We start from the raw sequence: 12,606 nt of genomic DNA on the forward strand, positions 1-12,606 counted from the left end.
ATGATCATCAACGCTATTATTGTTCCGATTGTAAAATATACCGATGTTCTAATTGCATCACCCCGGGTTTCGCCTTTCCTCGCTCCGGAATAACCTATAAGAACCCCTACTGCCGGCAAGGTACAACAAACACTAGTTACTGCGCTTACCAACCCGAGGATTAACGCAAATACCAGTGCAACAGGTTCTGACGATACCTGCTGTAGATAATCCGTAATATTATTCAGCATTTAAACTCCTGTCCTATTTACATCCGCTGCTTGACGGCCCGCAACCGGATGACCCGCACCCGCCTGCCTGTGCAGCAGCAGCAAATGCCTGTACAATCTTTGTCTCAGTTACATCTCCGTACACAACGTTCATCCCGCGGCCTTTACACGCAATGAGGACTGCGGGTAATGACGGTATCTGCGCGCTGATTTCCTTGTGGTCCGGCGAAGATGCAGGTAAAGTGTACATCCCAACATTGATTTTACTGGTTTTCAGTGTCCGTTGGGCGTTTAACATCGCAGTTTCGGTCTCGGGTGTAACTTCTTCTTTATCTTTCATCGGGATAAATACAAAGACAGCGTCACGGTCCATCGCAACGTTATTCAGCGAATTGAGCGAATCTAGTTTCTCACCGACAAATGTTTTTACTTCTATATTTTTTGCAATAATCTTTTTTGCGCCTACTTCTGTTGTATTCTTCTCTATGACAGCCGATACGGTTTCTTTTGGTTTACTTGTTTCTTCAACTGCTGAATACGTACCTGTATTTTCTGATGCCGGCACTGATTTTGCATTTATCATCTTATACGCAAAAATGCTTATAGCAACCAGTGCGATGAGTGAACCAACAACAATTTTTGTCTTATTACTTTTAGTGGCTACGGGTGCGGAACAACTGCATCCCGGCCCGCACTCACTACCGGTTTTCGGTGCATTACATTCTTCATTTGGCGACACTTGTTTTTCTTCCATGCATTTTTCCTCTTTTCTTTTTAATATTCCCTTGCTAAACCGGATGGTCATTAACGAAATATTTTTTCTGTAACCAATACGCAACATTTACAAGGCCTATCATCACGGGGACTTCCACCAGCGGGCCAATAACTGCGGCAAAAGCAACACCGGAATTAATACCAAAAACAGCAACCGCGACGGCAATCGCTAGTTCAAAATTATTGCTGGCAGCAGTAAATGCAATTGTCGTGGTTTTAGAATAACCTGCCCCAATTTTTTTCCCCATCCAGAAACTAATAAGGAACATTACAACAAAATATATCAGCAGCGGCACAGCGATTCTTACTACATCCATTGGAATAGTAACTATAAGTTTTCCTTTTAGAGAAAACATTACCACAATGGTGAATAGCAGAGCAATTAACGTCATCGGGCTTATTTTAGGGATAAACTTTGTTTCATACCACACTTTACCTTTTAACTTTATCATCGAAAACCTTGTTATTATTCCAGCAATAAACGGAATTCCTAGATATATAAACACGCTTTTGGCTATCTCACCAATAGTAATTTGTACTACGCTTCCCTTAAATCCAAATACAGGAGGAAGTACCGTGATAAAAAACCAGGCATATACGCTGAAGAATACAACCTGAAATACAGAATTGAAAGCCACAATCCCTGCCGCGTACTCGCTATCACCCTTTGCTAGTTCATTCCAGACAATCACCATCGCGATACATCTTGCTAAACCAATCAAGATAAGCCCTACCATATATTCCGGATAACCCGAAAGAAATGTTATGGCAAGTAAAAACATAAATACCGGCCCAATTACCCAGTTTTGGACTAGTGAAAGTACGAGAATTTTCCAGTTCTTAAAAACATCTCCCAGCTCTTCATATTTTACTTTTGCAAGAGGCGGGTACATCATAAGAATAAGCCCTATTGCTATAGGTATGTTAGTTGTCCCGGAGTTAAATGAATTTATAAACGGTTCAATACCGGAGACAAAGTATCCCAACGCAACACCCGAACCCATCGCGAGAAATATCCATAACGTTAAATACCTGTCAAGAAACGACAACTTTTTCGTGATGCTTTCCGCCATTGCAAATTATTTTCCTTTCCTATTTTATCTAGCAATAAAAACCAAATACACTGCGCCAAGGATTACCAGTACCCCGCAGATTTTTTTCAGGATAACCGCTCCTTTAGATTTTTCGTTCCAGTTAAGATACTGCTGAACCGCTCCGGTAAATGTTCCCGCAAGGACTATCACAGAACAATGGCCAATCGCGTATGATAATATCAGCGATACCGCGAACACAAAATTTGTTGACGCAACTTTAAACGTTATCCCCAGGATTGGTGCCATGTATGCAAACGTACACGGACCGATTGCAAGTCCGAAAATTAATCCCAGCATAAATCCCGCAAATAAGCCTTTTTTCTTTATTCCTATATTCCCCGGTGCGTTTAAGAACGGGATGTTGATAATTTCAAGAAGGTATAGCCCAACGATGAGTAAAATAACTGCAACGAAATAGTTGCCATATATGCCGATATCCCCCAGCATTCTGCCCATCAAGCCGGTAATCAGCCCGATCAACGCAATTGTTATCAGTATCCCTAATGAGAACAGCGATGCGATTGTAAACGCGCGTTTAACTCCCGCTTTCCCTTGCCCATCAATAAACCCTACTACTAGCGGTATACTCGAAAGATGGCACGGGCTTAACAAAATGCTTAATATGCCCCAAACATACGCTGCGAATAACGCGAGCCCTGGGGAAGCGTTTAACGCGTTGTACAGCCAGTCAAACAAATGGTTTATCATTATTTTATGCCCTTCATCGCAAGAGTCTTCAGGATTTCCTCTTTTGGGAAAAAACCGGTATGACGGAAATACTCGTTCCCGTCTTTATCCAGGAATACTTGTGTAGGTATAGCTTGAATCCCGTATTTCATCGCATAAGGTTTACCCTCATCCGTCCATACGTCATAAAAGATAACGTTAACCTTACCCTTGTACTCTTCTTCAAGTTCTTTCACTATCGGCGCCATCATCTTACAAGGGACACAGTTAATCGAACCAAGTTCTATAAACGTAGCGAGAATTCTTCCTTGCACCGCCTTTTTTTCTTGTACTGGAACAGTTTGTGCAGCCGGGGCGGTAACTACTTTTTTCATTTCCGGCGTTGAATTTTCCACAACAGGTGTTTCATTTGTTGCTTTAATATCCGACTTATCCTTATCACAACCGGTTATCATTAATATTATCGTTAGTGTAAAGATATACCACACAACTTTTGTTCTTACCATTTACAACCACCTTTCCCTTCACAACACGGTTTCTTTGCAGTTTCCATCATCTCTTTCAACTGTTTCAGTGTTGGATGTCTTAACGCGCCGGACTTGCAAACATTTATTGTGCAGTTCGAGCACCCTACAATACATTCATACGGTTTTGCCACTACCGGCCTTTTCTTTTTTTCATCCCAGCTATACACCTTATGGCTGCAATAGTTGTAACATTTCTTACAACCGGTACACTTAGCATAGTTTATTGAAGGAAACCACTCAATTTTTTCACGCGGAACTTTGTCAACCATCTTACTCCCCTCCCAACATTTTCTTTATCTCCGCATAACTCGGAACTTTACCTTCACATTTTTTTACTCCGTCGATAAACAATGCCGGGGTAAACATCACCCCGCGGTTGACCATTGTGTTTATATCAGATACTTTCACAACTTCCGCAGCGAGGTTCAGTTCTTTTATCACGTCATCTACCATACTGCCAAGTTTGTTACACTTTTGACACCCGGGGCCAAAAACTTCAATTTTCATAAACAGTTTGTCCTTCTATAAATAATTACCTAACAATCGTGCCGTAGATCAACCCTGAAATAGTTGTGAATACAATGATTAACCCTACATAAACAGCTGTTCTCTTATTCCCCAAATACTTTCGTACCACAAGAATACTTGCCAGCGATATCACCGGATCTGCAAGCAAGTATGCCAGTAACGGCCCTTTCGCCATTCCTAACCCTAAGAACATTTTTGCCATTGGAACTTCTACCAGTGTAGGGAAATACATAAACACACCGAATAGTACGGCAATAAGGTTCGCTGAGACCGTGTTTGTACCCATAAATGTTGCAAGAAAGTCCTGTGGTAAAAGCGCAGTCAAAACCCCGGCAATAAATATTCCGCCCAGAAGAAGCGGGAATATTTTTTTTGTAAAAAACCATGTTTCTGAAAGCCAGGCATAAACCTCTTCTTTTGTAAAAAGTAATATGGCTGATACTGCTTGAATTAATATCAGTACCGCTATTCCAAAATACCTCGCTATACCAGCTACCCGTGTTCCTACAATAAGAATAGATACGAGCGTGACAAAAAACAGTAACAACCTGTATCTCTGAAAGAACGGAAGTGTTTTTGTGTCCTGAACTTGTTCCCTGGAAACCGCTTGGGTAGCATTTTTTTCTTCTTCAACATCTTCTTTTTGAAATATCGCAGATATTATTATGCCTATCAGGACAGCAAATATTACGGATAATATTATCCTTGAAACCGCGAACTGCCACCCTAAAACACTACCGGTAAAAAGGATTGCCATTATATTCGTCGCAGGAGCGGTATATAGAAACGCTAACGCCGGGCCGGTCCCCGCACCTTTTTGTTTTATCCCCGCAAATAGGGGAAGTATTGTGCAGGAACATACCGCTAAAAGCAAGCCCGCGAGAACGGATAGAGGATAGGCTTTATACTTTGGAACATCTTTCCCGAGGTACCGCATAATTTGTTCTTTCGGCAGAAGCGCAGTCATTGCACCTGCAATAAAAAATGCGGGGACCAGGCATGTAAGCACATGCGCAGAAACATATTCTATCAACGCTTTGATACCTGCAACTAACAGGCTATAAATAAAATCTAGCATTTACATCCCTTCATCGTTACAATAACTTTCCCGTTTTTCCGTAGTGCAATCCGTTTCTTCATTCTCTCAATATCTTCCCGGAATTCGGAGGATGGCAGTGATGCGAGTAAACGGTAAAGGTTTGCGGTAAAACTGCCATTTTTATTATCAACTTTATAGAACACAAACCGTCCGTCTTTTCTTTCGGTCACCAACCCAGCATTTTTAAGTTCTTTCATACACCGTGATGCGTGGTACGGTTTTATTCCTATGACGTCCATAATCTCGCAGATACACAGTTCATTCTTTGCGCTGACAAGAACATAAAGTAACCGCAACCTTGTTATATCAGATAATGCTTTGAATACATTGATATAGTTCATCCTAAACATCCTTTCACCACGTTATTTTATATGCTTATTTGCACATATATGCATATATTATATGGCAGAGGGGACAGGATTGTCAAGAGGAATATATACGACCCTTCGCGGCAACTTAATTACTGGGCTGCGAGCCTACATCATTTATTTCCTAAGTTTCAAACAATAATTCTTTCTCTTAGCAATTTCATTTAATACTGAATGAATAACCTTAGATTTATCTTCAATCTTAAAACCTACTGACTCTTTTCTTGTTTTTATCAATGCTTCTTTGAGTTCCGCAATACCTATAACTGTTGCAGCAATACAATAATAACTTTTTGAACGCCCTTCATTAAACTCCGTCAATAATTCTATGAGCAATTGCTCTCTAATTTTCTGTATTTTTTCAAATTCATTTATCCCATTCTTCTGGATAAAGACTATATCATTCCCAAGTTCTTGATAACACTTGAACGAATCAGCTTTTTTTCCGGCTTCTCTATGCTTCCTCCATTTAACGCATTTTGTGTTTTCTTCACAATCCCAACAGAACTCAATTCCCTTTCTCTTCAATGCACAGGTAATAAACGGGCAGCCAACACATATTCTTGATTGTGTTTTACAGCCGTTGCACTTACTCACACCTTCAGTATGATAATGAGGGCAAAGCCTGCAGGAAAGCCCGCAAATTCCTATCTTAGGGTATTTAATTTTCATAATATTAAATCGTTCTTGTCTAAGATAATAACAAAATCAGGCGCTCAACAGCGCCCCTTACACCACTCAAGAATATCAGCGAACACTTTTTCTTTACCAATATCGATTGATAACGCATGGTACATTTCAGGATAAGTAAACACTGTTTTGTCCTTGATAGTAAGAGCATCAAATACTTTCTTACTTTCCATAGGGCTTGTAAGCTTATCCTTCTCCGCTAACAGGAACAATACCGGTGTTTTAAGTTTATCCTTAGCATTCCCACACGCAATCTGCGACATAAGGATCTCCCATAACGTTTTAACTGATGCTATCCGCAGCTCGCGGGTATCCGCATCTAACCTTTTTTGGTACTCAACATCCCTGGTGATCCACGCGGAATTAAATGGCATCTTCAACGTTGCACGCTGGTTGAATATCAAAGATACGATAAACTGTACATACGTATACCACGCGAATGGCATTACGTTAACAAATACAGGTGATATACATACCAGCCCGCTGAAGAAACCGGGAAACTTTACTGTTGCTAAATACGCGATTAACCCACCCATACTTTCGCCGATAATAAATATTTTCTTACCAGGCAGTTCTGTTTTAATAATCTCGCATAACGCCGTTAGATCGTTATAATATACATTGAACGAATCAATATGCGCTCTCAACTCTTTAGTCTCACCGTACCCGCGGAGTTCTATTGCGTATGACGCAAGACCATTCTTTGCGAGAAAGTCTGCGAGAAAGTTCCAGCGTTCACTTTGCGCGCCAAGGCCGTGGACCATTAAAAACACCGCTTTTGGAGATACCGAATCCCATTTTCTGTACATAATCCCGGTTTTACTATCTGTCAACATCATTGCCATACTTTGTTTACTCCTGTCATTATTAATAATACATTAATCGCTAAACCGCGGGTTCACAACGTCGCTGTATATAGAACCAAACATGTAATTAATACTGACCGACAAATCATAATCGTATGTGGTTTCTAACTCTTTTTGTGTAAGTAACACTTCTTCAGTAGTAGCCTCGCCTTTTGTCAATGCCAACTGGTCATGAATAATAGAATATGACCCGTCTACCGCAAGTGAAAAACCTTTAAAAATCCGTACTTCAATCCCGGAATCCAGAGATAACCGTTGTTTATTAATATCATGGAAATAATGTGAACCTTCAAGCGTGCTGTATAAAGAACCCCATGGCTGGGTTATCGACGCTGATACTGCCAGGCTTTCACTCCATAACGTCTCAGAAAGTTTATCGTATATAGTTTCTTCATAATACTCAATATTATTCCAGTTAATACGGTATAGAAAAGTTATATTCTTACGATTGTATTCCCTGTAAGGGAGGATGTTGTATTCTATAGCCGGCGCGAGTTTGAAACTATACTTTTTATTTTCATACGTTGTCTGCGCGTAATTAAAATATCCCCCGACAGACCAGTGGTTAGTAAGACTTTTTACAACCAGGCTATCCAGGTATGAACTGTTCTTCATACTGACTATTTCATTACCATCGACGTTATATCGATTAACACTTTGCTTTGCACCAAGCGCATTCGTTATTTTCCATCCTTCCGTTATACGATCAGCATAAACGTACCCGGCAATACTACTGAGATTCGTAGTATTATCACCTTCAATATCCCCACTGGTTTTCAATGTGAACACCCAGTTATTCCACTTATCCTTAGTATCTTTTTGTGCTAATCCCTGTTCTTCGTATTCTACCCGTATGTTGTTACGTAACGGCGTTTGCGCAATGTAATACACCATCCCGGTTTTTAAAGTGTTTAACAACCCAGACCGTTTTTCATCTTCAGTTTCTGTTTTATTTGACACGTACTCCAATGTTTCATTTTTACCTTCAAACTTCTGTAACCCAATAAAATCAATACTGTATTTTGTCCCTCCGGCAGTTGCTTGTGAAGTCATTAGTATGTGTATATCAGCATCAAGCCGGTCTGACACATAATTCACAAACGCCAGTTCCGTTTTTATATAATCAACGCTGATATTGTCGTGGCAGTCCAAAAACATCTTTAGCGCATCTCCATCCCGGATTTCTTGCGCTGATACGTATGTAGCAAAAACAAAACAGGTTATTAACAATAGTCCAGCATTTTTTCCCATTGGTAATATTATACAACACCTTATACAATACCTTAAAATGTTATTTCCCAAAAAAGCACTCACTATAAACACTGAAAGTTTGGTATTATTATTGGTATTAAATACATACTTTAATTATGAAGGAGCTTAGTAGAATATGAAAAATAATGATGTGTACAAACGCAAACTACGCGGAGGAATGGTAGGCGGCGGTATTGGCGCGTTCATCGGGCCGGTACACCGTATGGCTGCAACAATGGATGGTGAAGCGGAATACGTTGCCGGCGCGTTGCATGTAGACCCAGTAATTGCGAGAGAGTCCGGGGAAAAACTGTTTTTTGACCCCAACCGTACATATACTGACTACCGTGATATGGCAGAAAAAGAAGCGTTATTATCAAATGACAATAAAATAGATTTTGTTACTATAGTAACGCCTAATTTCACGCATTTTGATATTGCAAAAACTTTTCTTGAAGCCGGATTCAACGTTATATGCGAAAAACCTATGTGCATCAGCCTCGCACAAGCGAAACAACTCGAGATAATCGTAAAGAAAACGCGGAAAGTTTTTGCGTTAGGGCACATCTATACCGGCTACCCTATGGTAAAACACGCGAAGTACATGGTTACAACCGGGCAGTTAGGAACAATCAACAAAATTGTTGTTGAGTATCCCCAGGGATGGCTGCTTCCCGCGATATTCACTAAAGGTAAAGCTATCAACTGGCGGATGAACCCCAAAACCTCCGGTGCGTCATGCTGCGTTGGAGATATCGGCACACACGCAGAAAATCTTGCACGTTACATCACAGGGTTGAAGATAATAGAATTATGCGCGGATACCACATCGTTTATCCCGGGACATAAACTTGAAGACGACGCGAATGTCTTGTTACGTTACGATTCCGGTGCAAAAGGGATACTTTACGCATCACAAATTTCTGCGGGTGAAGAAAACGGGTTGACAATCCGTGTATACGGCACAAAAGCTGGGATTGAATGGCACCAACAAAACCCGAATTATCTAACGGTTAAAGGTACTGACGGAATCTACAAAACATTGTCAAAAGGCACAGGCGTTCTTTGTGACGCAGCAAAGGCCGCAGGACGATTACCTGCGGGGCATCCGGATGGGTTTATTGAATCATACGCCAACCTTTACCGTGAAGCATACAAATCTATCCGCGAAGAAGTCAGCGGGAAAAGGTTTACGATTTACGACTATCCTACTGTTGAGGACGGTGTTACAGGTAATGCTTTTATTGAGACTGTCCTCGCAAGCGCGGGTAGTAAATCCAAATGGGTTAAGATGAAGAAGTAAGGGAATAGAGATGGTGTATGTTAAAAATTGTATTTTCAAGTATTACCGCAATTCTAATATTTTTATCAGGTACATGTATGGCGGAAACGTTTAACAAAATCGTGTATAAACCCGGGATTACAAAAACCTACGGCGGGGTAACCCGCGGGCCGGTGGATACCAAAACATTGGCATTAGTCTTCACAGGCGGATCATACGCTGACTGTGGAACGCTTATCCTTAATACGTTAAGGAAACATAACGACGCAAAAGCAAATTTCTTTTTTATCGGCGAATTTTTGAGGAAAGACGCCTTTGGCAACCTTATTGACCGTATAATTTCGGATGGACACTATATTGGCCCGCATAGTGACGCGCATTTACTGTACTGCCCCTGGGAGAACCGTTCTCACACGCTGGTAACAAAAGACGAATTTATCGTCGACCTCGCAAAAAACTTTGATGAACTCGCGAAATTCGGGGTTAACAAAAAAAATGCGTTACTCTGGATCCCTCCCTATGAATGGTATAACGACACAATCTCCGCGTGGAGTGACGAGTACGGGCTTGGGATTATTAACCTTACCCAGGGAACATTAGCCGCAGCGGACTATACCTTGGATACCGACAAAAATTTCCGGTCAAACCAAACGATTTATGAAAGTATTATTAAAAAAGAACAAACCGACCATAACGGGCTAAACGGATATATTTTGTTAATGCATATTGGCACCGCTCCGGGACGGACAGAAAAGTTTGCTACCCGGCTTGATAACCTGATGTCCTATCTTGAAGATAAAGAATATCAGTTCTCACGGGTGGACGATATGTTACTCGTAAAATCAACGGAAACTGTCACTGTAGTATGGCCGGATACGAAAACTAAGCCAGTATCTGTTAACAAGGAGAAATAACAGTTTTTATGACCGACAATGTATCAAACTACGATCCAAAATTATCCCCGAAAGAAGTGCAGTCAACAATCTCGGCGTTAGGGATTAAGAAAGCTAATACCAAACCGTGGCATCTGCTATTACTCGGCATCCTTGCGGGAATTTATATCAGTTTCGGCGGGCAGTGTTTTCTCGCTGCGATGGAACAGGGAATGGGCCGCGTGGTTGGCGGTATGGTGTTCAGTATTGGGCTAGTCCTCGTTGTTATTGCCGGTGCGGAACTATTCACCGGTAATATAACGATGATTGTAGGAACGCTTACACGCCAATACTCACTAAGTAAGATGCTACTAAACTGGGGTATTGTATATATTGGCAACTTCGTAGGCGCATATTTAATGGCATTACTTGTTTACTGGTCAGGCTTACTGGGTACCATAGAAACTTCAATCTCCCCCGTTGGCCAAGTCGCAGTACGGGTATCCGAATTCAAGCTCGCAATGCCGTTTCTGCAGGAAGTTATACGCGGAATATTGTGCAATATCCTGGTGATACTCGCTATAATAATGTCGTATTTTTCCAAAGATATCATCTCAAAAATCGTATGCATAATTTTGCCGATAACTGTTTTCATTGCATCCGGGTATGAACACTGTGTTGCGAACATGTACCTTATCCCTGCGGGATTATTAGCGAAAGGTACTGACGCAGCAGGGATGCTGCAGATATTCAATAATATTATTCCTGTAACAATCGGAAATATAATCGGCGGGATTTTTATTGTAGTCCTGCACCCAAACCGTATTCGCCAAATATTTGCACTAATAAGAACAAAAAAAAGTGTTAAATAAAGGATATTATGACAAAAAGAATAATAACTACTATACTATATGTTGTATTATTCTTTAATTTAATAGAAGCAAAGGATATTTCTACGAATACTGTTACAAATACAAGTTTAGCCTTACCTGACAAAATAGAATTTGTTGCGTATCCTGATACCGGTACCAATGTTTATTTATTACTCGACGGTTCACGCGAAAAACTTGCGGAGTTTAAGAAGACAACTTCGTATTTTGACCTTGAACGCGGATGGCTAAGTACTATAGAAAAAACAAAAGCAATACCGCAAACAACCTATACGCTATACCAAGACTTTTTCCGTACCGGGACAAGGTATAGGTATGAAGCCGAGTATTTCCAGAAACGAAATGTAATGACTTCGTTAGCAATGCTGGTATTGCTTGAGCACGGTAATGTACAAGAAAATATTGACAAACTCTGTGACTATCTCTGGAATATATGCGAAGAAACCACGTGGGTATTACCCGCGCATTATGCCAGACAGGACGTTGACCTGTTCGCATCGGAAACCGCGCAGGCGTTAGCGGAGATTGTTACCACATTGGAAGACAAACTTCCAAAAGATGTAAAAACCCGGGTAAAATCCGAAATTTATCGCCGCGTACTGGATCCTTACTTGGATCACTACAAAAAGTTTTGGTGGTATAAAGGTACGAACAACTGGAACGGTGTGTGTAACGGCGCTATAGGATCAACCTTTGTTCTCCTTGAAACAGATACTGTTCGATTAGAGAACGCTGTCCGTACAGTAGTTACCGGACTGGATACATATATCACAAAAGGGTTTAACAATGACGGTGGAACAACAGAAGGCGTACCCTACTGGATGTTCGGTATGGGAAATTACATAATGTTTGCTGACCTTTTGTATCAACGCACCGGCGGGAAAGTTGATATTCTGTCATCCAATAAACTAAAAGCTATCGCTAAGTATCCGTTATCCATGGCCATGGGCCCGGCACAGGTTGCAAGTTTTTCTGACTCCGGTGACAGTATACGCCTGCCCCACGGGATGATAAAACGTTTATCCGAACGTACGGCCTGCCCGGAACTGTTAACTTTTTTGGATAACAAAAACTTTGTTACTGAACGTGTAAGTTATCCCAAGGTGTTACGCAACATTTTTTGGTGGGATTATAACACGATCCCCCAAGACTTTATAGTCAACGACCTTATGTTACCTCAAACCGGCGTAGTAAAACTTGTAAACACATCAACCTCTGCAGGCAATATTATTCTTGTATTATCCGCGAAAGCCGGGCACAACGCTGAATCGCATAACCATAACGATATCGGCAGTTTTATCCTTCGCGTAAATGGAGAAACCATCCTTTGTGACCCCGGGTCCGGGTTGTATGACAAAGACTATTTTTCGGGTAAACGATACAACAATGTTTTTGCTAACTCATACGGCCATAGCGTACCTGTGATCAACGGCAAACTTCAATCCCCGGGGTTAAAGTTTTATGGCAAG

General features: G+C 41.1%; 16 protein-coding genes. 4 read left to right on the forward strand and 12 right to left on the reverse strand.

Features of this window, described 5'->3' with window-relative positions; translation table 11 throughout:
* From WC955_11490 to WC955_11545, 12 genes are all read right to left on the reverse strand, one after another.
* On the reverse strand, positions 1 to 230 hold a 230-nt coding region (locus WC955_11490), incomplete at its 3' end, for a hypothetical protein (protein ID MFA5859672.1).
* Between the two features lie 13 nt (positions 231 to 243).
* The gene (locus WC955_11495) at positions 244 to 963 is read right to left on the reverse strand and encodes a hypothetical protein (GenBank protein MFA5859673.1); all 720 of its coding nucleotides are present in this window, start codon (positions 961 to 963) and stop codon (positions 244 to 246) included.
* Positions 964 to 997: 34 nt separating this feature from the next.
* Complete coding sequence (gene arsB / locus WC955_11500; protein ID MFA5859674.1) at positions 998 to 2,056, reverse strand: ACR3 family arsenite efflux transporter; 1,059 nt, start codon at positions 2,054 to 2,056, stop codon at positions 998 to 1,000.
* 24 nt (positions 2,057 to 2,080) lie between these two features.
* Positions 2,081 to 2,785, reverse strand: coding sequence for a cytochrome c biogenesis protein CcdA (locus tag WC955_11505; GenBank protein ID MFA5859675.1), 705 nt, complete (start codon positions 2,783 to 2,785; stop codon positions 2,081 to 2,083).
* Positions 2,785 to 3,270: a thioredoxin family protein gene (locus WC955_11510; GenBank protein ID MFA5859676.1), complete on the reverse strand. Its 486-nt coding sequence runs from the start codon at positions 3,268 to 3,270 to the stop codon at positions 2,785 to 2,787. The genes WC955_11505 and WC955_11510 overlap by 1 nt, the downstream gene beginning before the upstream one ends.
* Positions 3,264 to 3,560, reverse strand: a complete 297-nt coding sequence (locus WC955_11515; protein MFA5859677.1) for a 4Fe-4S binding protein — start codon at positions 3,558 to 3,560, stop codon at positions 3,264 to 3,266. The genes WC955_11510 and WC955_11515 overlap by 7 nt, the downstream gene beginning before the upstream one ends.
* A 1-nt stretch (position 3,561) precedes the next feature.
* Positions 3,562 to 3,798 (reverse strand): thioredoxin family protein, encoded by a 237-nt coding sequence (locus WC955_11520; protein ID MFA5859678.1) that lies wholly within the window; start codon positions 3,796 to 3,798, stop codon positions 3,562 to 3,564.
* Between the two features lie 25 nt (positions 3,799 to 3,823).
* Entirely contained in the window at positions 3,824 to 4,897 is a 1,074-nt protein-coding gene (locus WC955_11525) for a permease (GenBank protein ID MFA5859679.1), read from the reverse strand.
* Entirely contained in the window at positions 4,891 to 5,259 is a 369-nt protein-coding gene (locus WC955_11530; GenBank protein ID MFA5859680.1) for a metalloregulator ArsR/SmtB family transcription factor, read from the reverse strand. Before WC955_11530 ends, WC955_11525 begins: the two co-directional genes overlap by 7 nt.
* 144 nt (positions 5,260 to 5,403) lie before the next feature.
* Positions 5,404 to 5,958: a DUF3795 domain-containing protein gene (locus tag WC955_11535; protein ID MFA5859681.1), complete on the reverse strand. Its 555-nt coding sequence runs from the start codon at positions 5,956 to 5,958 to the stop codon at positions 5,404 to 5,406.
* 44 nt (positions 5,959 to 6,002) lie between these two features.
* Positions 6,003 to 6,821 (reverse strand): lysophospholipase, encoded by an 819-nt coding sequence (locus tag WC955_11540; protein ID MFA5859682.1) that lies wholly within the window; start codon positions 6,819 to 6,821, stop codon positions 6,003 to 6,005.
* Between the two features lie 33 nt (positions 6,822 to 6,854).
* The gene (locus WC955_11545) at positions 6,855 to 8,093 is read right to left on the reverse strand and encodes a hypothetical protein (protein MFA5859683.1); all 1,239 of its coding nucleotides are present in this window, start codon (positions 8,091 to 8,093) and stop codon (positions 6,855 to 6,857) included.
* A 136-nt stretch (positions 8,094 to 8,229) separates the two neighbouring features.
* Here WC955_11545 and WC955_11550 point away from each other — a divergent pair, with 136 nt between their 5' ends.
* From WC955_11550 to WC955_11565, 4 genes are all read left to right on the forward strand, one after another.
* On the forward strand, positions 8,230 to 9,396 hold the full coding sequence (locus WC955_11550; protein ID MFA5859684.1) for a Gfo/Idh/MocA family oxidoreductase: 1,167 nt from the start codon (positions 8,230 to 8,232) through the stop codon (positions 9,394 to 9,396).
* A 17-nt stretch (positions 9,397 to 9,413) separates the two neighbouring features.
* Positions 9,414 to 10,289 (forward strand): polysaccharide deacetylase family protein, encoded by an 876-nt coding sequence (locus tag WC955_11555; protein MFA5859685.1) that lies wholly within the window; start codon positions 9,414 to 9,416, stop codon positions 10,287 to 10,289.
* An 8-nt stretch (positions 10,290 to 10,297) separates the two neighbouring features.
* Positions 10,298 to 11,119, forward strand: a complete 822-nt coding sequence (locus tag WC955_11560) for a formate/nitrite transporter family protein (protein MFA5859686.1) — start codon at positions 10,298 to 10,300, stop codon at positions 11,117 to 11,119.
* Positions 11,120 to 11,127: 8 nt separating this feature from the next.
* Positions 11,128 to 12,606 (forward strand): heparinase II/III family protein (locus tag WC955_11565; GenBank protein ID MFA5859687.1); only part of this gene is annotated, 1,479 nt, incomplete at its 3' end.

This window comes from Elusimicrobiota bacterium (assembly GCA_041658405.1).
Lineage (GTDB): Bacteria > Elusimicrobiota > UBA5214 > JBBAAG01 > JBBAAG01 > JBBAAG01.

Excerpts from the sequence above, each read along its gene's own strand:
- WC955_11495 (MFA5859673.1), bottom strand. The coding sequence starts at position 963 with ATGGAAGAAAAACAAGTGTCGCCAAATGAAGAATGTAATGCACCGAAA.
- arsB (MFA5859674.1), bottom strand. The coding sequence starts at position 2,056 with ATGGCGGAAAGCATCACGAAAAAGTTGTCGTTTCTTGACAGGTATTTA.
- WC955_11545 (MFA5859683.1), bottom strand. The coding sequence starts at position 8,093 with ATGGGAAAAAATGCTGGACTATTGTTAATAACCTGTTTTGTTTTTGCT.
- WC955_11555 (MFA5859685.1), top strand. The coding sequence starts at position 9,414 with ATGTTAAAAATTGTATTTTCAAGTATTACCGCAATTCTAATATTTTTA.
- WC955_11520 (MFA5859678.1), bottom strand. The coding sequence starts at position 3,798 with ATGAAAATTGAAGTTTTTGGCCCCGGGTGTCAAAAGTGTAACAAACTT.
- WC955_11560 (MFA5859686.1), top strand. The coding sequence starts at position 10,298 with ATGACCGACAATGTATCAAACTACGATCCAAAATTATCCCCGAAAGAA.
- WC955_11515 (MFA5859677.1), bottom strand. The coding sequence starts at position 3,560 with ATGGTTGACAAAGTTCCGCGTGAAAAAATTGAGTGGTTTCCTTCAATA.
- WC955_11535 (MFA5859681.1), bottom strand. The coding sequence starts at position 5,958 with ATGAAAATTAAATACCCTAAGATAGGAATTTGCGGGCTTTCCTGCAGG.
- WC955_11550 (MFA5859684.1), top strand. The coding sequence starts at position 8,230 with ATGAAAAATAATGATGTGTACAAACGCAAACTACGCGGAGGAATGGTA.
- WC955_11525 (MFA5859679.1), bottom strand. The coding sequence starts at position 4,897 with ATGCTAGATTTTATTTATAGCCTGTTAGTTGCAGGTATCAAAGCGTTG.
- WC955_11530 (MFA5859680.1), bottom strand. The coding sequence starts at position 5,259 with ATGAACTATATCAATGTATTCAAAGCATTATCTGATATAACAAGGTTG.
- WC955_11540 (MFA5859682.1), bottom strand. The coding sequence starts at position 6,821 with ATGGCAATGATGTTGACAGATAGTAAAACCGGGATTATGTACAGAAAA.
- WC955_11510 (MFA5859676.1), bottom strand. The coding sequence starts at position 3,270 with ATGGTAAGAACAAAAGTTGTGTGGTATATCTTTACACTAACGATAATA.
- WC955_11505 (MFA5859675.1), bottom strand. The coding sequence starts at position 2,785 with ATGATAAACCATTTGTTTGACTGGCTGTACAACGCGTTAAACGCTTCC.